The 20,045-nt window shown below is 56.6% G+C and carries 13 protein-coding genes; 3 read left to right on the plus strand and 10 right to left on the minus strand.

The genetic code is table 11. The features are described 5' to 3' along the window. Positions 1–92 precede the first annotated feature (92 nt). The 8 genes from dctA to bcsR all read right to left on the minus strand — a co-directional run bounded on the left by dctA (position 93) and on the right by bcsR (position 14,241). Positions 93–1,379 carry a C4-dicarboxylate transporter DctC gene (gene dctA / locus ACOTWU_RS16710; RefSeq protein WP_015571524.1) on the minus strand — a complete coding sequence of 429 codons (1,287 nt, stop codon included), beginning with the start codon at positions 1,377–1,379 and terminating at the stop codon, positions 93–95. Between the two features lie 159 nt (positions 1,380–1,538). Continuing rightward, complete coding sequence (gene hmsP, locus ACOTWU_RS16715) at positions 1,539–3,545, minus strand: biofilm formation regulator HmsP (RefSeq protein ID WP_023295578.1); 2,007 nt, start codon at positions 3,543–3,545, stop codon at positions 1,539–1,541. Positions 3,546–3,665: 120 nt separating this feature from the next. Next, positions 3,666–7,148 (minus strand): cellulose synthase complex outer membrane protein BcsC, encoded by a 3,483-nt coding sequence (gene bcsC, locus ACOTWU_RS16720; protein WP_040118211.1) that lies wholly within the window; start codon positions 7,146–7,148, stop codon positions 3,666–3,668. Further along, positions 7,130–8,236, minus strand: a complete 1,107-nt coding sequence (gene bcsZ, locus ACOTWU_RS16725; RefSeq protein WP_017384189.1) for a cellulose synthase complex periplasmic endoglucanase BcsZ — start codon at positions 8,234–8,236, stop codon at positions 7,130–7,132. The genes bcsC and bcsZ overlap by 19 nt, the downstream gene beginning before the upstream one ends. Positions 8,237–8,242: 6 nt before the next feature. Next, on the minus strand, positions 8,243–10,666 hold the full coding sequence (gene bcsB / locus ACOTWU_RS16730) for a cellulose biosynthesis cyclic di-GMP-binding regulatory protein BcsB (protein ID WP_071591748.1): 2,424 nt from the start codon (positions 10,664–10,666) through the stop codon (positions 8,243–8,245). Between the two features lie 10 nt (positions 10,667–10,676). Further along, positions 10,677–13,292 (minus strand): UDP-forming cellulose synthase catalytic subunit, encoded by a 2,616-nt coding sequence (gene bcsA, locus ACOTWU_RS16735; protein ID WP_421625786.1) that lies wholly within the window; start codon positions 13,290–13,292, stop codon positions 10,677–10,679. After that, positions 13,289–14,041, minus strand: coding sequence for a cellulose biosynthesis protein BcsQ (gene bcsQ, locus ACOTWU_RS16740; RefSeq protein ID WP_003861177.1), 753 nt, complete (start codon positions 14,039–14,041; stop codon positions 13,289–13,291). Before bcsQ ends, bcsA begins: the two co-directional genes overlap by 4 nt. 11 nt (positions 14,042–14,052) lie before the next feature. Further along, positions 14,053–14,241, minus strand: a complete 189-nt coding sequence (bcsR, locus tag ACOTWU_RS16745) for a cellulose biosynthesis protein BcsR (RefSeq protein ID WP_003861175.1) — start codon at positions 14,239–14,241, stop codon at positions 14,053–14,055. A 173-nt stretch (positions 14,242–14,414) separates the two neighbouring features. On the opposite strand from bcsR, the gene bcsE reads away from it, so the two are divergent. Genes bcsE through bcsG form a run of 3 tightly spaced genes read left to right on the plus strand, consistent with a single transcriptional unit; the run spans position 14,415 to position 17,840 of the window. Next, the gene (gene bcsE, locus ACOTWU_RS16750) at positions 14,415–15,977 is read left to right on the plus strand and encodes a cellulose biosynthesis c-di-GMP-binding protein BcsE (RefSeq protein WP_032669013.1); all 1,563 of its coding nucleotides are present in this window, start codon (positions 14,415–14,417) and stop codon (positions 15,975–15,977) included. Then, on the plus strand, positions 15,974–16,168 hold the full coding sequence (gene bcsF / locus ACOTWU_RS16755) for a cellulose biosynthesis protein BcsF (protein ID WP_017384193.1): 195 nt from the start codon (positions 15,974–15,976) through the stop codon (positions 16,166–16,168). The genes bcsE and bcsF overlap by 4 nt, the downstream gene beginning before the upstream one ends. After that, complete coding sequence (gene bcsG, locus ACOTWU_RS16760) at positions 16,161–17,840, plus strand: cellulose biosynthesis protein BcsG (protein ID WP_045907588.1); 1,680 nt, start codon at positions 16,161–16,163, stop codon at positions 17,838–17,840. Before bcsF ends, bcsG begins: the two co-directional genes overlap by 8 nt. A gap of 35 nt (positions 17,841–17,875) precedes the next feature. On the opposite strand, the gene birA is transcribed toward bcsG, so the two are convergent. Next, positions 17,876–18,838: a bifunctional biotin--[acetyl-CoA-carboxylase] ligase/biotin operon repressor BirA gene (birA, locus tag ACOTWU_RS16765; protein WP_017384195.1), complete on the minus strand. Its 963-nt coding sequence runs from the start codon at positions 18,836–18,838 to the stop codon at positions 17,876–17,878. After that, entirely contained in the window at positions 18,835–19,863 is a 1,029-nt protein-coding gene (gene murB, locus ACOTWU_RS16770) for a UDP-N-acetylmuramate dehydrogenase (RefSeq protein ID WP_032649809.1), read from the minus strand. Before murB ends, birA begins: the two co-directional genes overlap by 4 nt. Positions 19,864–20,045: the final 182 nt, after the last annotated feature.

The raw sequence follows: 20,045 nt of genomic DNA on the forward strand, positions 1-20,045 counted from the left end.
AAAAAAAATCTTGTCGAATTATGACAGGTATGAACGGTTATTATGCGCAGGTGCCCGCATCCCCACAAGGGAATACGGGCATTTATGAGGGATTAAGAGGATAAACCGGGGGTTTTGTCCTCAGATGTGCGGTTATTCAGCGTATCGTTAAGCTTCTTGTGATCCAGCTCTTTCACCCACTTCGCCACCACAATCGTCGCCACGCCATTGCCGACCAGGTTGGTTAACGCACGGGCTTCAGACATAAAGCGGTCAATACCGAGGATCAGGGCCAGGCCCGCCACCGGCAGATGGCCCACCGCCGAAATGGTGGCCGCCAGCACGATAAATCCGCTGCCCGTTACGCCCGCCGCCCCTTTTGAAGAGAGCAGAAGCACCACCAGCAGCGTAATCTGATGGAAGATATCCATGTGGCTGTTAGTGGCCTGGGCAATAAAGACCGCCGCCATCGTCAGGTATATCGAGGTGCCGTCCAGGTTAAAGGAGTAGCCCGTAGGAATAACCAGCCCCACCACAGACTTACGGCAGCCCAGCTTTTCCATTTTATCGAGCATACGCGGCAGCGCGGACTCCGAAGAGGATGTGCCGAGGACAATCAGCAGCTCTTCACGAATGTAACGGATAAATTTGAAGATGCTGAAGCCGGTCGCACGGGCGATGGAGCCGAGCACCACCACCACAAACAGAATACAGGTGATGTAGAAACAGACGATCAGCTGGCCAAGCTGTACCAGCGTGCCGACGCCATATTTCCCGATGGTGAAGGCCATCGCGCCAAAGGCGCCAATCGGGGCCAGACGCATGATCATGTTGATGATGCCGAAGATCACCTGCGAGAAGCTTTCAATGACGTTAAAAATCAGCTGGCCTTTGCTGCCAAGACGGTGCAGGGCAAAGCCAAAAAGCACGGCAAACAGCAGCACCTGGAGGATGTTTCCGCTGGCGAACGCGCCAATCACGCTGCTCGGGATCACGTCCAGCAGGAAGGCAACAATCCCCTGATCTTTCGCCTGTTCAGCGTAAACCGCCACCGCTTTCGCATCCAGCGTGGCCGGGTCGACGTTCATGCCCGCGCCAGGCTGTACCACGTTGACAATTATCAGGCCGATAATCAGCGCGATGGTACTGACAATCTCGAAGTACAGCAGGGCAACCGCCCCCGTACGCCCGACCGCCTTCATACTTTCCATGCCAGCGATACCGGTCACCACGGTACAGAAAATGACCGGCGCGATGATCATTTTGATGAGCTTAACGAACGCGTCGCCAAGCGGTTTCATCTGCGCGCCCAGCTCCGGGTAGTAGTGACCGAGCAGAATACCGATAGCGATGGCTGTCAGGACCTGGAAGTAAAGACTTTTGAAGAGTGAGGTTTTCATAGGGTGTCCCTGGAAAGAAAAACTACAGGCTTTGTAAGGTTATGGTTAACCTGCGGCTTTAAAATAACACCCACATAACAGGACAGAAATAAACGGGGTTCAAATTTGAAACACAAATGTTAAGAACTTTGAGCTGGCTCGCACAAGCCAGCAACAAAATTACACTTTTGCGTTATTGCCAGCGTCGGCGAGATAGCGTTGCTCAAAGATATCCGTCGGTACGGCGCGGTCAAACAGGAAGCCCTGTCCGCTCTCCACGCCCGCCGCAGCCAGCCACTCACGCTGGGCGTCGGTTTCAATACCCTCGGCAATTACGTGCAGATTCAGGCTGTGCGCCATCTGAATAATGGCCTGTACCAGGCTGCAATCCTCCGGCAGCCCTTCCACAAAGGTTTTGTCGATTTTCAGGACGTCCACCGGCAGGGTTTTCATGTGCTGGAGCTGACGCAGGCCGGAATACCCCATACCAAAATCGTCCAGCGCAATGCGGATCCCGGCATTACGCAGCGGTTTCAGAATGGCGACAGCATCGTCAGGATTGTCGATACAACGGCTCTCGGTGACTTCCAGGATCAACGTGTGGGGCTGAATGCGGTAGCGGTGGATCAACTCGAGCATCTCCGGCACCATGGTCGGGTGCATCAGCTGTAGCGCAGAGAGATTCACCGACAGCGGCAGCGTGATGCCCCGTTGTTGCCAGGCCGCAAGCTGGCGGCAAGACTCTTCCAGCACCCAGTAGCCAACGGTGACCATCAGGCCGCAGGACTCGATACGTTCGATCATTCCCTCAGGCAGCTCCCACGTGCCGTCCGGCTGTTGCATACGCAGCAACGCTTCGGCGCTGGTCACTTCACCCGTGCGCAAATTGACCTGCGGCTGTAGCCAGAGCGCAAACTGGCGATTGTCCATCGCCGTCAGAATGTCGCTCTCTTCCGTCAGGCGCTGCTGGGCTTTTTCCATCTGCTCCGGATCAAAGAACTGGATCTGGTTTTTGCCTTTCCGGCGCGCGGTGAACGCGGCCGAGAAGGCCCGACGATAAAGCTGCTCGGCGGTCAGCCCCCCGTAGTACATCGCAATACCGATGCTGGCGCTCGGGCGAAGCTGGATACCCTGAATGGGCAGCCGCTCATTAATGACAGTGAGTACTTGCTGACCTAGCGTAATGGCGTGCCACGGCTCTTTAACACCGTGCGCGATCACCACCAGGTCATAACCGCTGACCTGGGTGAGCACCATGCGCGGCGCCAGAACGGATTTCACCTTTTCCACCAGCGTCAGCAACAGCATCTCGCGCTGGCTCTCTTTCAGCACGCCCGCCGTGTCCTGCAAGGTTTCGCAGGCAATCACCATCAGCGCGGTGGTCTGCTGGCGGGCGACGGTCTGCTCCAGCAAGGCCATTAAAAACGCTTTGTTTGGCAGATCGGATACCGGAAAACGGGTGGCATTGCTACTGAGCTCTTCCTGCTGACGCAGGACACGCTGCTGGTTGATATTGTAACTCCGGACCAGCATGCCAATTTCATCGTCGTGATGCAGGCGCGGCAACGGAAGCTGATGCCCCATGTGCTCCTGTGGAGAGAGGTCGTTCAGCTCCCGGGCTATGCGGCGCAACGGATGCACAATTAACCGGTTGATACACCACGTCAGCGCCACGCTCAGCATTAGTGTCAAAAGTAAGTAAGTAGTCACTAACGTAGCAACCCAACTCATGACGAATTTATACATGCGGTACGAGTCGGCCTGTAGCACCAGGTAGGCCAGCGGCTGCGGGTTAGCCGGTCTTTCCAGGGAATAGAGAGGCAGGGAAATTTGCACCGGCAGTTCAAACAGGCGCATCACCATCATCGGGACGGGACGCTCCGGGATAAAGCTCATCCGTAGCGCCTGGAACTGGTTCGGCAGCACGACATCTGCGCGGCTCACGATACCGGCGGGCTGAATGCGCTTCAGGATGGATTCCGCCTCGGGGATATCCCCTTTCAGGATCGAGGCTGACAGGGGTTCCCGCACCGAGCGGGCAATACTTTCCAGTTGCGAAGCCGTGTTATAGCGATTCTGCTGTACGGAGTGAAACAGCAAAATGACGCAGAAGATGAAGACAAACAGCATTGTGACGGCAGACACCATCGCCATCTGTTTGATCGTTAAGGAACGGCTGACACGCAAAATGACTCTCCACAAAACTCGAAGCGCAGGGCGCACCAGGGTGTAAACCTGGTGCGCCCGAGTATACCCGATAGCTGCACTTTTAAGAGAGACTTACAATTAGATTAAGAAAAAATCCGATCACCAGTCTGCATAAGGCACCAGCGGTTCCGGTGGTAAGTCCATATCACCTTGCCAGCCCGCGGCAGAATACCGAACGTAGAGCAGCGCATGGCTCGGGGTATAGTCTTTTGCTTCCTGAATATCGACGCCCAGTCCGACAAACCAGTTGGACGTCACGCGGCGTTCAACAATCGCCCTTGCGGTATAACCCGTCCCTGACGAGCTACTTCCGGTTTCCATTACACCTTTATCGGTATAACGGCCTGGCTCATTGTCCGGGATCAGCCCCTGTAACGGATAACGCATCACATCTTTTGTTTTTGAATGAGACCAGGAGACGGAGCCGCCCAGCTCCCATGACCAGTTCTCTGTGCGTTTACGCCAGTTCACCGGTAAGGCGAACGACACATACTCCTGGGGACTGTAGTAACCGCCCTGGCCCAGCGAATAGCCACTTAAATCCTTATCGTAATGCCAGAGCATGTTGGACACGCCCACCGTCAGGCGTTCGTTGTTCTGATTGATGAGCTTGTAGTAATAGCCGGTCATCCAGCGGACGCGCCAGTTATCTTCGACATTCTTCCCGGTGAGGCTGTCGGCACTCAGGCTTGACCAGATCCCGTTAGCTTCGCCTTTGTCGTAGCTCATGCTCACGCCGCCACCGGTGGCACGCACGCCGCCCCAGGTGGTGTCGGTATTGGGATCTTTTTGCCCGGCGAAGGCCAGCACCGAGCTGGAAATCGGACGGCGATGGGCGTTCAGGGTGTAGCCAATCGGCCCTAAATCGTTGCTGTAGCTCAGGCTACCCACCACATCGACCACGTCGAAGCCCATCGGCGTTGTACCGATATCCCACGACCAGGTTTTGTTCTGCCAGCCGACGGCCACGCTGGCGCCGTTGGCCGACTGGTTCGTGCTGCCGTGACATGGCGTTTCGGCGCAGGTACCCCATGTCGGATCGTAGGTTCCGTTGTCGGTGTCAAAGGAACCGGCGTTCATATTGACCAGATCGCTACGGAAGAACATACGTCCGTCCGACAGCGGCGCATCAACCTGGAGCATGGTGGTGTGCGCTTTCAGGTCGGAATAGCCCCCCGTGCCGCTGGAGCCCCAGTAGTCGTGTTGCAGCGTGACGTTCAGATCCTGCTGACGATAAAGATCGCCTGCATCGCTGCGCACGCCGCGCTTCAGCCAGTCATCTTTCTCATCGTTACGCGTGAGCCAAGTAAAGCTGTCGTTATCGGTCGGACGGGTCGTTGTGATGCCCGATGAGACCATCGCATCTTTCCAGGTGTCCAGCGCCTGCTTAGGCTGACCATTTTGTGCCTGGAAACGGGCGGCATCGCGCATCACCAGCGCACTTTCCATCGAAGGCGGCTGCGATTTGGCCTGCGGAAGAATGGCGTTGAAGGTCTTTTCTGCCGCGGCACGATCACCCAGGCCAGCCTGCGCCATGGCAAGCCGGCGCTGCATATTGATCGAGAGCGGTTCGCCGTTCTGTGCCGCGGGCAGTTTCGCCAGCGCCGCGCGCGCCGCGTCCTTGTTGCCCTGGGCAAGAGAGACCTCGGTCAGGCCGAGGATCGCGTCTTCGTTCTGCGGTTCGCGTTGCAGGACGGTGTTGTAGGCGGTTTTCGCGGCCTCATGATCGCCACGCTGTTCAGCCCAGTCCGCCAGCGTCAGGTCGATACGGGTGGACGGAGGCTGCTGGCGAAGCAACGTTTCCGCCTCCTGCTCTTTTCCACTGTCGCGCAGGCGGTTGGCGGTTTCCAGCACCTGGTTACTTTGCAGGCGGTCCGCCAGCGCCTGAATGTTGCCGTTCCACTTGTCGCGCGGCAGCGTGTTCAGATGCGCCAGCGCCGCCCGGTCCTGATCGTTACCGGACAGGTACAGCCCGCTGGCGTAAACCTGATCCGGATCGCCCGGTTTCTGGCTTGCCAGCTGACGCATCAGGTTATCCGCCTGGCTGCGCTGACCCGCGCTATACAGATCGCGTGACAGTCGGTAGGTGATCCACACGTCGCCCGGGGAAAGCGCAAGGCGTCGGCGCTGAATTTCTGCGGCCTGCGCATATTTCCCCTCGCTTTCCAGCTGTTCGGCCTGGGCTGACAGCTGCTCGTTCGTCAGGCTACGTTCAATATCATCAATGCTGCGGCGCTGGCTGGCAGAGAGCGACTGAATAAACTGCGTCGCCTTCTCCGGAGACTGCGCGCGATAAATATTGGCGAGACCGCGTACCGCGTTGCTGTTGCCGCTGTCCATCCGCAACGCCTGGCGGTAATAGCGCTCGGCCGCGTCGTTATCTTTGCGCGCCGCCGCCGCATCACCGAGGCCCAGAACCGCGTAGCTGTCGGTATTGTCGATATTACGCGCCTGCTGGTAATAGCGTTCGGCCTGGGCCGTATTGTTGGCTTTCAGGGCGTTATCCCCCTGCTGGATCAGCAGCCAGTATCGGTTGACCTTCAGCAGGCTGTCCCATTTGCCCCGGTTATCGCTCTGCGGATCGAGGGCGATCGCCTTTTCAAACTGAGCAACCGCACGCGCGCGATCGCCTTTCTGAGAATAGGCCTGCCCCAGCGCGCCTACGGCTTCACTGTCGGCGTGGTTGGCGCTGACTGCTTTTTGCAACTCCGTTACCGCTTTACTGCCCTGCCCGGCATCCACTGCGGCTAACCCTTCGGCTTTGGCGCGGAACGCCGGATCGGCAAGCTGTTTTTGCTGCGCTTCAAGCTGGGCGCGCGCCGCCGTCACGTTATCGCCATCGCTGAACACGCTCAGGTATTGTTGCAGCGCGGTAACGCTGGCGCTGCTGGCCGGCTGATCTTTGATCTGCTGGTACCACATGTCCGACGCCTGACTGCGGCCATTGTTCGATTTGGCCATCTCCTGTAACACCGCAAACCCTTCATCACGCCGTCCGCTCTGGAACAAAAGCTGTGCCAGCGAGGACTGTAGCGGGACGTTACCCGGACTGCTGGCGTTTATTTTCTTAAGCTGATTAATGGCCAGGTTGCGGCGGGCTGGCTCTTTCGCCACCACGTTCCAGTACTCCGTCGCGATGTCGCCACTGGGCGGCTTACCGTCAAACAGTTTGTCATACGCGGCAATGGCTTCCTGGGTGTGCCCGGTGGTGGCAAGCAGGCGAGCCTGCTGGAGGGCCTGGCGACCATCCGGCGTGGAGAGCAGCATGGTAGTACGGGAGGACTGATAGGCACTGGAATCGGGCGCCATTCCTTTCAGGCGATCCAGCTCTTTTTGCGCGCCCGCCGTATCGCCCTGTCGTAACAGGTAGCGGAAGCGCGCGGCAATCACGTCCGGGTTGTTGGGGTCGATCAGCTCAAGGCGATAGAGCGACTGGCGCACTAAATCCTCACGCTGGGTGGATTCCCCCAGACGGACCTGTTCCAGCAGCTGTCTCTGCTGCGGGGAGTTGGCGGCCTGGGCCAGGGGCATTAGCGCCAGGCCAAGCGATAAGGTGAGTAGATTCAGTGTGAACGTGCGCATTCCTGGCCCCAGTCCGGTAGTAATTCACCTTGCACGGTGAAACGAAAACGATGCTGATCCCACCCTTGTCCAAAGAGGGTCAGAACGTAGCTGTAATAAGCATTGTTATCGGGAAAACGATCGGCGACGTGCTGGCGTTGCACCGCTTGCGCGTCCCGGTTTTGTAAAAACGGAAGGAGGGAGGCAGAAAACCCTACCGGCCCATCTCCGGTGCGTTTCCCGGTCGCGACGTCCACTTTCTCCGGCGGCAAGCCTTGTTTGATTGTGGTGGTCGCCATGGGCTTGAAACGCGCCAGTAGCCGGGCTTTCTGCGGATCGTTATCGTTCATCATCCCTACCCACAGATAGACGCGAATCGCATCGTAGCTGCCGATCAGGGATGCATCCTGCGACAGCTGCCAGCCGCCCTTTTTCTGGTATTTCACCCAGTTCGGGGAAAATCCTTTAGGCGCGGTCTCCAGCAGCAGACGCAGGTTGGTTTCACGGAGCGTCGTCCACGGCGCGCCAAAACGGGTGAAATAGCTCGCAAGCTGCGGCGGCAGGTAGCTGGGGTTGAAGCGCCAGACACTCTCTTCGGCAAAACCGACTTTACCCGGCAGCAGCATAGAACCCAGCCCCGGCACCTTCACCACTTCCTCACTGGCAATGCGCGTCAACAGCGCCTTACCCGTGCGCGTGTAATCGGGATTTTTCCACAGCCGCCCGGCTTCCAGCAGCGACCAGGCAATCCAGATATCGGCATCAGACGCGGAGTTAGGGTCGATAACCGCCCAGGTTTCGTCGTCCTTTTTCCCCCACAGCCAGGCCGGGAGATGTTGGGTTAAATCTCCCTCGGCAAGGTTATCGCGCGTCCATGCCAGCAGCAGATCGAACGCCTTGCGATCGTTTGCCGCGAGGGCAAAGAACAGTCCGTAGCTTTGCCCTTCGGAGGTGGTGATTTTGCGCGCGTCACTGGGATCAATGACGCGCCCACTTTCGCTCATATAATCCTGCTTGAACGTCTCCCAGGCAGGCCAGCGACAGGCGGCGTGAAGATTCGCCGCCGCCAGCATCAACGCTGCGACTACACACCCGCGAAAGATTTTCATCACCGCTTACTCATGGTCCGGGTTAAGACGACGACGGCTGATGATTCGCAGCAGACGCCACAGTACCCACGCCAGCAGTACAACGCTGAGCGCAGCCAGCACGGCCAGCAGCACCGGGTGGTTAGACAGGGCGTACCACAGGCGTTCGAACCACGGCAGATGACCGACGTAGTAGACATCCCCCACGCGCAGGCTGTTTACCCCCGACTCACGGATCACCGAGACGGAACCGAACATTGCCGCCCGTTTACCGCTGTCGTTCATGGCCGTGTTGAGTAGCTCATACCCGCGCGGGCTGTCCGCCAGCAGGGCGATAACGCTGCGCTGGTCGTTATACGGCGACTGGAAGCCGACAATCGCGGCCATCGGACCCGTTGAGCTTACGGTCGTCCTGATATTGGCCTGACGATCGCCGCTGTCCGGCATGATGCTCGGGAACTCGGTCTGACGCAGCGGCGTGTTAACCCACGACTGAGCCGCCTGCACCAGCAGATCGACGCGCTTCTCGTCTTTCAGCTTGTCCGGAATGTTGCCGATGACCATGATATCGGCATCTTTGTTCTGGATCTGGCTCCCGTCATCCGTCACCGTCACGTTGATCGCCGGCAAGCCGGTTTGCGCCCCGACGGTGCCCATGGTGTCCAGCAGCGTGGTAACCTGGCCTTCGTTGGCCGCTTTTGGCATCACGACAATCGATTCAGAGAGGTCTGCCATGCGGCTGAACGGGAAGCTGGCGTTAGCAAAGGCACGCAGATCCGGCATCGCAATAAAGTGGTAATACTTCGAGAAGTCGATCGTGGAATCATCGCCAATCACCACGTGGTTTTGCACCGGCTGGAAGGTAATACAGTTTTCCACCGATCCACCCGGCATGGGGTTCATATACTGGAAGTTAAACCGCAGCTGGTTCACCGCACCGAGCTTCAGCGCCGGGATCGACACATCGGTTTTGCCATCCAGCAGCCCCTGTAATACAGGCAGACGAAGCATCAACCGGTTTGTCTCCTGGCTGCTGGTCAGGCTGAACGATTGCAGGAACTGGTTGTTGAGGCTGATATCCATACGCGAGCTGTCTTTGGTTGCCGGCGCGGTGTAACGGTAGTTCAGATTGATATCAATGCCGTTGGTGCGCAGCAGATAGAGATCCGGCGGCAGGTTCAGCGACAGGCTGACAGGAGAAGGTTCAAGCCCGGTTGACTGCAATTGCTCTTCATAGGTTTTCAGTTCGCCAAAGGTGATGGCCCGGTCGGTACGTACCCAGTTCGGCGCATCATAAGGCTTACGTGCCAGCAGCGGTTTCACCTCGTCCACCACAACGCTGTTACCGCGGAACAGGATATTCCCCTGCGCAATGCCTTTCGCCGCCTGCACCAGATCTTTGTCATCACGGCCGAAGATCACCAACAGCTTCACGTACGGATTGTCCGGATGGCTGATCATCTCGATGGTGGGCGCTTTCACCTCCGGATGGTCACGCAGGAAAGCCGGACGTTTGGCGTTGGTGGCAAACACGATCGCGTTTTTGTCCGGCATTTTGTCGTACATGACCGGGAAACTTTGACCACGCCAGCCGGAGCGGGAACCAAACCAGGATGCCACGATAGAGGCCGCCAGCTGTTCGGTCACATCGGGAGAGCCGGCAAAGACCATCGGCAGGTTCAGCGGACGGTTATCACGCGGGTCGAAGAACGGCACCGGGAAGGCGGAGAGATCGTTTTTCAACGCCAGCGGCTGATAGGTCATCTGAAGCGAAGAGTTACGCCCGACATCCAGCCACAGGGTGCTGCTGGCCGGGTTTTCACAGACATCGCGGTAGTGGCCGACAAACTCCAGACGCACGCGGTTAAAGTCGGTGATAAACAGCGGATTAATCGGCACCTGAGCCAGGGTTTTCTTACCCAGTTGCTCTTTGGTGACGGGCAGGACGTCCATCAGCTCGTCATTCAGATAGACCTTAAGCTGGGACTGCACCGGCAGCAGCGACGGCGATGGGGTGTATTCCAGGTTGAGCATCGCTTTCGACACGACTTCATCGCTGCGCATACCGAATTCGATACCGCCATTTGGGTTGATGCCGCGCAGAACCATGCTGCCCGGAGGAGGCGCGATCTGGGCAAACGTCAGCTTAACGTCACGCGACGGCGTATTTTCGGCAACCACCGGCGCACTGGCTCCCGGCACGCCAGGCATGACCTGCCCAACCACCGGGTTGTCGGCGGGCAGCGTATTCCCCGTCGTCGGCTGATTCGGGACGACGTTTTCCGTCTGCCCCGGCGCGGCCGTCACAACCGGATCGGTCGCTTGCGCGACGACAGGCACCGTTGGCGCGGGCGTGGCCGCTGCGTTATCAGGCGCTGCGTTAGCCACTGTTGCAGGGAGCGCACTCATCCCCATTGCCACTGCACATAACCAGGAAAGTTTTGTTTTCATCGCGTTATCATCATTGTTGAGCCATAACCGGGTCCGCCTGCTTCGCTTCATCTCGCTCAGGTCGACGCGGAATGAACGACACGACCCAGGAAACCAGTGAAGTAAGTGACCGGAAAATTAATTTCACCGACGACGGGGCAAATTCTGCAAGGTGACGATAGCCACGGAACCCCAGCTTAAGAATATCCAGCAGGCTTTCCAGAGGCTTATCCTCAGGGAAGCTGTCCTGCCAGAGAGCCCACGTATCCGCGCGGGCAAACGTACACTGCACAAAATCAATGTGTTGCTTTTTGGTCAGCGGCATCAGTTGCAGACCCACTTCATTTCCTCTCACACGCACCACCTGCGTCGGGAAGACATACTCCTGCTGGCCGCGCTTAAGCAGTAGGTTGACCTTCTGCCCCTCCAGCACCTTCGCCTGACCGTTGATCTTGATACCCAGACCGCCATCCGAAAAGTCATGTACGGTACAGGAGAAGAGATGTCCATCGTCGCGGGCAATGGCCGCTGGCATGCTGATTTCGACGCGATGCGCGCGGCGAACCTGTTTGCTCTCCACCGATACCGCCACCGCGCCACCGAGGATAATCAGGTTATAAAACACCCACGCCATACTCACGAAGACCGTCAGAATTTCGTTTTCCGGGCCGTAGAAGTAGCGCCAGATCCCAACAATCACGCCCACAATATTCAGCAGCACCAGGAAGATATAGGGCCGGGAGATCACCCAGTCGACATACTCCTCTTCCACCAGCCCGCCCTTCGCGGTGACGTTGAATTTCCCTTTATGCGGGTTAATCAGCGCCACCATGGTGGGCGGCGCGATGTACCAGGCCAGCACCGTTTCGTAAATTTCACTCCAGAAGGAGTGGCGATATTTCCCCTGAATCTTCGAGTTCGTCAGGCTGGCGTGGATCATGTGCGGCAGAACGAACAGGGCAATCATCAGCGCAGGCGCATAGATGATGTAAGCGTGAAGGAGCAGGAACGCCAGCGGCGCAGTGAGGAAGATAAGCCGTGGAATACCGGACAGGAAGTGGAACATGGCGTTGACGTAGCACAGCCGTTGCGCCAGCTTCAGCCCTTTACCCATCAGCGGGTTATCGAGCCTGAAAATTTGCACCATGCCGCGGGCCCAGCGAATACGCTGGCCGATGTGCGCCGACAGGGATTCCGTGGCCAGCCCCGCCGCCTGAGGAATACGCATGTAGGCGGAGGTATAGCCAAGACGGTGCAGACGCAGCGAGGTGTGCGCATCTTCCGTGACCGTCTCGACGGCGATCCCGCCAATTTCATCCAGCGGTTTCCGGCGGATCACCGCACAGGAGCCGCAGAAGAACGTTGCGTCCCACATGTCGTTCCCGTCCTGCACGAGTCCATAGAACAGCGTGCCCTCGTTCGGGGTTTTACGAAAACGGCCGAGGTTACGTTCAAACGGGTCCGGCGAGAAGAAGTGGTGCGGCGTCTGCATCATCGCCAGCTCTTTCTCCTTCAGGAACCAGCCCATGGTCATTTGCAGGAACGAGCGCGTTGGCACGTGGTCGCAGTCGAAAATAGAGACGAACTCCCCTTTGGCATATTTCAGCGCATTGTTGATGTTACCGGCTTTCGCGTGTTCATGCGTGGTACGGGCGATGTACTCTACCCCCACTTCGTCCGCGAACTGGCGGAACTCGGCACGGCCACCGTCATCGAGGATCCAGATTTTGATTTTATCCTTCGGCCAGTCGATACCCAGCGCGGCATAAATGGTGTTTTTTACCACCGACAGATCTTCGTTGTAGGTCGGCACGAAAAGGTCAACCGTAGGCCACTGGGTCGTGTCTTTTGGCAGCGGCACCGGCTGTCTATTTAGCGGCCAGATAACCTGGAAGTAACCCAGCACCAGCACGATCCAGGCGTAAGTCTCAGCAAACAGCAGCACTAAGCCGCACACCAGGCTGACCGGATCGTCCCAGTTCAGCGTTGAGGTATATCGCCACCAAATGTAGCGGCAGGAAACGGTCAGCGATAGCACAATCAGCATCAGGGCAGAAAAACGCCCTGGTATGCGCCGCACCAGCAGCGCCACGCCCCACAGCAGGATCAGGAAGGTGAACTGCGCCAGCGGGTTAAAGGGCTGGGTAATACAGACCAGCGCAAGAATCAGCGAGAACACCACAACCACGCCGAGAATAAAACGCCGCAAGCCCGGGTGTAGGTGCCCGAGCTCTTTGTGGTTATCTAAATGACCCGTTTTGTCGCCCACCCGGTCAGGTAGCCGGTCAAGCCACTGGTGGTAGTGTTCACGCAGGTTCTGCACACGATCGAATCTGCGCCAGCGGGACGTTTTTTTCTCCGCGCCCGGTGAGGTCGTTAGTAGCCAGATGGACTGAATAGCGTAGCGCGCGGGATCCAGCGGACGCGGCTTGTCAGGGTTGATATGCGGATAGAGTTCACCGTGGCGCGCACGAATGCGTTGCCAGCGGGGATGTTCGAGGGGGATGAACATCCACGCCAGAATCATCCACAAACAGCCCAGCGCAGCGCTCAGCGACGAGGCGCCGTGATGACGGTAATGGCGGTAGCGTTCACTTAAGCGCGAACTGACCGGCGGAATGAGCAGCCAGTTAGTCAGGCGGCTCATACTGAACTCCCGGCAGGCTCCGGCCGTTTAGCAAAGTGCAACAGACACCAGTTGGCCAGCGTCAGGATCTCTTCCGCCGCCAGTGAATCGCTACGGTACTCCCCGAGAGGTTGTTTGGACGCGAGGCACTCCGCCATCGCTTCGTCACGATGGATCACCATCGGCAACAGGCGGCGCTGACTCTGGAGCCAGACCTGGTAGAGATCGTCCTGGATCTGGCTGCCAATGCGCAGATCGTTGATCAGAATATGGGCATTGGCAGGCATCGGCTGCTGATGCAGACGGATATGACAATTCGCATCTACGTTCGCGATGGAGAGCACATGGTCGCACTGCGCCAGCAGCTGGCGGGTCAGCGACGCGGCACCGTGCGGCAGGTCCAGTAGGATCCACTGATAGTGCCCGCTCTCTTTCAGGCTCTGCAATGCGGTGATGAAGCGAGAGAACAGGCGCTGGTACGCGGCTTCATTCCCGCGCTCGGTTTCGGTCAATTGACCAAAGGGAAGCAAATCGAGCTGGGAGGTATAACGCAAACCCGCATCCCGCCAGTCTTTATCGTCCAGAAGCGCGCGTCCCCAGCCGTTTGCATGCGTAAAGTCGACATTGAATGACATGCGCAGCAAATTATCGGAACAGGCATCAATGACCAGTACCGATTCACCTAATACCTGCAATGACCACGCCAGCGCCGCGGTAACGGAAGTTGTACCCACCCCACCACGGACGCCCTGTAATCCTAGTACAGCCATCAATGGCTTCCTTATTGTTGTTGGGCAAACTCAGCTAATAACGGCCAACGTTTAATAGCCGCCGCCAACTGTTCACGCTGGGAAATATCGGTGTAATCTATTTCAGGCAAAGAAAAAGCCTGCGTGAGTGCCAAAAAATCGTTCTGGAATGTGTAACCCAGACTTGAGTCGACTGGGGTTGCGGGTTCGTTATTTTGCATTCTTTTTTCATCCCTTTGAGTAAAATCATAAGATTCAGATGCAGCGAGGCGTCCTGCCATTAAATTTCATTTACATGCTAAATCTGATGTTCTTTAATTTCAATGTTAGGTTTATTTCTACGCTTTCGCTAGTAAACTGAGAGACATAGAAATTCGACGAAAAGAGGGACACCGTGGACTCCATATTTTCTATTGGCATCCAGTCATTATGGGACGAATTGCGCCACATGCCAGTCGGAGGAGTCTGGTGGGTTAATACGGATCGTAATGAAGATGCCATCAGTCTGGTAAACCAGACGATAGCGGCGCAGGGGAAGGATTCCCGCGTGGCCGTCATTACGATGGGCGAAGAGCCGAAGTCAATCATCAGGCTCGACAGTGACCGTGGGCCCCAGACAGTACGATTATTTTCCATGCCTGCGGAGGCTGACAGTCTATACTTTTTACCCCGCGATATTCAGTGTTCTATTGTTCCTGAGCACTATTTACTGATTCTAAAATGCTCTAATGATGGCCTGCAAAATATACCGTCTGAAAAGCTGCTGAAATGGCTGGGAAGAATCAACAGATGGGCAAAAAATCAAAATTGCACCTTATTGGTTGTTAACCCAGGCAGTAATAATGACAAGCTTTTTTCACTTTTAATGAGTGAATACCGTTCTCTCTATGGCCTGGCCAGTATTCGGGTCCAGACCGACAGCCATCTTTACGACGTGGCTTTCTGGTGCAATGAAAAAGGGGTGAGCTCCCGACAACAACTTACACTCAAACAAGTCGGGGATGAGTGGCATCTTGCTCAACAGGAAGAGACGGTAGTTCAGCCACGCAGTGATGAAAAACGTGTTCTGAGCCATATTGCGGTACTGGAAGGTGCGCCTGCACTGTCTGAGCACTGGTCACTGTTCGATACCAATGAAGCCTTATTTGATGAGGCGCGCACCACGCAGGCGGCGACTATTATCTTCTCGTTGATCCAGAATAACCAAATCGAAACGCTGGCAAGGCACATTCACACATTACGTCGCCAGCGCGGCAGCGCGTTAAAAATTGTGGTGCGTGAAAATAATACCAGCCTGCGCGCCACCGATGAGCGCTTATTACTGGGCTGCGGCGCGAATATGGTCATTCCGTGGAATGCTCCCCTGTCGCGCTGTCTGACGCTGATCGAAAGCATCCAGGGCCAGCAGTTTAATCGACATGTTCCGGAAGATATCAGCACCCTGCTTTCAATGACGCAGCCGATGAAACTGCGCGGCTACCAGAAATGGGACACCTTCTGCGATGCGGTGGGCAACATGATGAGCAATACGCTGTTACCGGCAGACGGAAAAGGGGTGATGGTTGCCCTGCGCCCCGTGCCGGGTATTCGCGTTGAGCAGGCGCTCACTCTGTGCCGCCCTAACCGTATCGGGGACATCATGACCATTGGCGATAACCGCCTGGTGCTGTTCCTCTCCTTCTGCCGGGTGAACGATCTGGATACTGCACTTAACCATATCTTCCCGCTTCCTACCGCGGATATCTTCTCGAACCGTATGGTCTGGTTTGAAGATAACTTGATCGCGGCTGAGCTTGTCCAGATGCGTGCCCTGCCACCTGAAAAGTGGGCCAAACCGTTGCCTGTCACAAGCGGCGCCAAACCGGTTCTGAACGCGAAACATGACGGGCATGTCTGGCGACGGGTACCCGAGCCGCTACGCTTACTGGATGAGAACAAGGAGAGCGCGCCATTATGAATATCAGCGATATCATCCAACTGGTTGTTCTGTGCGCGCTGATTTTTTTGCCGCTTGGCTACTATGCACGCCATTCCCTGCGCCGTATTCGCGATACGATCAGATTACTGTTCGTCAAACCTCGCTATATTAAACCCGCCGGAACACTGACTCGCGCTCCGAACGTCAAGGCAAACCGAAAACATGACTAATTCTACCTATACCTCTTCGGCGCCCTCGCCACTCTGGCAATACTGGCGCGGCCTGTCCGGCTGGAATTTCTACTTTCTGGTGAAGTTTGGTCTGCTGTGGGCAGGCTATCTTAATTTCCACCCTCTGCTTAACCTGGTGTTTATGGCATTCCTGCTGATGCCAATCCCGAACCTCAGGCTGCACCGTATACGTCACTGGGTCGCTATCCCCATCGGTTTCGCCCTGTTCTGGCATGATACCTGGCTGCCCGGCCCTGAAAGCATCATGAGCCAGGGCTCCCAGGTCGCAGGTTTCAGTGCGGACTATATGCTCGATCTGGTTGAGCGCTTTATTAACTGGCAGATGATTGGCGCGGTATTTGTCCTGCTGGTCGCCTGGCTGTTCCTGTCTCAGTGGATCCGGGTGACGGTGTTTGTCGTCGCAATTATGATCTGGCTAAACGTGCTGACGCTGACGGGCCCGAGCTTCTCGCTGTGGCCAGCCGGTCAGCCGACAACAACCGTTACCACCACGGGCGGTTCCGCCGCCGCGACCGTTGCGACAGCAGGGGATACGCCTGTGGTTGGGGATATTCCTGCGCAGACTGCACCGCCGACATCCACTAACCTGAACGCGTGGCTCTCCAGTTTTTACGCTGCGGAAGATAAGCGTCAGACGAAATTCCCGGACGCGCTGCCTGCCGATGCTCAGCCGTTTGAGCTGCTGGTCATTAACATCTGTTCTCTGTCCTGGGCTGACGTTGACGCGGCTGGTTTGATGTCGCACCCGCTGTGGTCGCATTTCGATATTCAGTTTAAGGACTTCAACTCGGCCACGTCGTACAGCGGCCCGGCGGCTATCCGCCTGCTGCGCGCCAGCTGCGGACAGCCTTCGCATAAGAACCTCTACCAGCCGGCAGCTAACCAGTGTTATCTGTTTGATAACCTCGCAAAACTGGGCTTTACCCAGCACCTGATGATGGGCCATAACGGTCAGTTCGGTAACTTCCTGAAAGAAGTGCGTGAACAGGGTGGCATGCAGGCCCCGCTGATGGACCAGAAAGGGCTGCCGGTAACGTTGCTGGGCTTTGATGGCTCGCCGGTGTATGACGATACCGCCGTGCTTCAGCGCTGGTTAGATACCGTCGGCAAAGAGGAAAGGACACGTAGTGCGACGTTCTATAACACGCTGCCGCTGCACGACGGGAACCATTATCCCGGCGTGAGTAAAACGGCCGATTATAAGGCCCGTGCTCAGAAGTTCTTTGACGAGCTGAACGCGTTCTTCAACGAGCTGGAAAAATCAGGTCGCAAAGTGATGGTGGTGGTGGTACCAGAACACGGAGGGGCGCTGAAAGGCGACAGGATGCAGGTGTCTGGTCTGCGCGATATCCCAAGCCCGTCCATCACTAACGTTCCGGCCGGGATTAAGTTCTTTGGCATGAAGGCGCCGCATCAGGGAGCGCCCATTGAAATCACCCAGCCAAGCAGCTATCTGGCTATCTCGGAACTGGTTGCTCGCGCTGTAGACGGTAAGCTGTTTGTGGAAGATAGCGTGAACTGGGATCAGCTCACCAGCGGGCTGCCGCAGACGGCAGAGGTATCGGAAAACGCCAATGCGGTGGTGATCCAGTATCAGAATAAGCCTTATGTCCGACTGAATGCCGGGGATTGGGTGCCGTATCCGCAGTGATGACCTGCTACACCCTCTCCCCTGTGGGGAGAGGGTTACTCCGCACTTCGTAACGAAATTTCACCGCCCACCCAGGGCTTAATCACGCCATCCTGTTCAAGAAGCAACGCGCCCTGCGCGTCAATGCCACGTGATGTGCCGTAAATCTCTTTATCCCCAATCAGCAGCTTCACCGGTCGGTTAATAAAGTTATCCAGCTTTTCCCAGCGGGACAGGAATGGCGCTAACCCCTCTTGTTCAAAGAGCGTCAGCGAACTACGCAACTCATTGATCATGCGGACGGCAAGCGTATTGCGATCGATGGTGATCCCCGCTTCCTGCAAGTTGGTCCAGGCCTGGTTCACGACATCGTTCTGCACGTTTCGCATCACCATGTTCAGTCCCGCCCCAATGACGATCTGTGCGGCATCGCCTGTTTTTCCCGTCAGTTCGACCAGGATCCCCGCCAGCTTTCGATCGTTGAGATACAGATCGTTGGGCCATTTTACCCGCACCTGATCGGCACCCAGATCGTGCAGCACCTCTGCCATCACAATGCCGATCACCAGGCTCAGCCCGATGGCCGCAGCTGGCCCCTGTTCAAGCCGCCAGTACATGGAAAGATAGAGGTTGGCGCCAAATGGTGAGAACCACTTACGCCCCCGGCGGCCACGTCCTGCCTGTTGGTACTCGGCAACGCAGGCATCACCGGATTTCAGCTCGCTCAGGCGATCCAGCAGATACTGGTTCGTCGAATCAATGACCGGCAATACCGCGACGTTACCGTGCCCAATCTGGCTGCGGATGACCTCTTCATTCAGTAACTGGATCGGTTCCGGCAGGCTGTAGCCTTTTCCCGGCACCGTAAACACATCCACGCCCCAGTCGCGGAGCGTTTGAATATGCTTATTGATCGCAGCACGGCTCATGCCCAGCTGTTCGCCCAGCTGCTCGCCAGAATGAAACTCGCCATCGGCAAGGATACCGATGAGAGTTAACGGGATAGTATTGTCCTTCACGCAATGGTCTCCACGGCATTCACTTCGCCCGTTCGGCCAATAAAGCGAACTTCAGGCTCCAGCCAGACGTTGAATTTTTCGCCCACGCGCTGGCGAACATGATGCGCCAGGTTGACGATATCCTCACTTGTCGCGTTGGACTGGTTGATCAGTACCAGCGCCTGCTGACGATGAACAGCAGCGCCACCAAGAGTCGTACCTTTTAATTCACACTGATCGATAAGCCAGCCTGCGGCCAGCTTCACGCTACCATCCGCCTGAGGATAATGCGGGGCCGTTGGCCAGCCGGCGAGAAACGCTTTTGCATTTTCACTGCTGATCACCGGGTTTTTGAAGAAACTGCCCGCATTTCCGTTTACTTTCGGGTCCGGGAGCTTGGTCATTCGCATGTGGCAAACGGAATCAAATACCTCACGCGGTGTGACGGTAGCCGGGTCGAGACGGGTCAGATCGCCGTAAGTCAGAACGGGTTTCCAGGCTTTCGCCAGGCGCAGGCCAACGGCCACAATGACGAAACGATCCTGATAGTCGTGCTTGAAAATGCTGTCGCGATAGCCAAAGCGGCACTGCTCTGCGGTCAGGCGCTTCGCCGTTCCGGTCGCGAGTTCGATGCAGTCGACATATTCGCAGACGTGTTTCAGTTCGATGCCGTAGGCACCGATGTTTTGAATAGGAGATGATCCTGCACAGCCCGGGATCAGAGCCAGGTTTTCCAGCCCTGGCATCCCTTTTTCAAGGGTATATTGCACCAGATGATGCCAGTTCTCGCCAGCACCCACGTGTAAATGCCAGCTGTCAGCGCTCTCTTTACGCTCAATCCCCATGATGCGATTGACGATTACCGTCCCCGCAAAATCATCGAGAAACAGGACATTACTTCCTTCGCCCAGAATAAGTACGGGTTCACCGTTTTCTGTTGCGTTTTGCCATGCATTCAGCAACTGCTGAGCACTCTCGGCACGTACAATTTGATTAGCATTCCGTTGAATACCAAAGGTATTCCAGGGCTTAAGGGAGTGATTCATAGACGCTATCCTGATGCAAAAACCGGGATAGTTTACCGTATATATGGGGGGATAGGTGATTTGTTTATGGAAAGGAAGCAGGTGCAGAAACGCAAAAAGGCCATCCTTCCGGATGGCCTCTTCACTTGTTTGATGCCTGGCAGTTCCCTACTCTCACATGGGGAGACCCCACACTACCATCG

The sequence above is a fragment of the Enterobacter cloacae complex sp. GYL001 genome, assembly GCF_049237125.1.
GTDB lineage: Bacteria > Pseudomonadota > Gammaproteobacteria > Enterobacterales > Enterobacteriaceae > Enterobacter > Enterobacter hormaechei_C.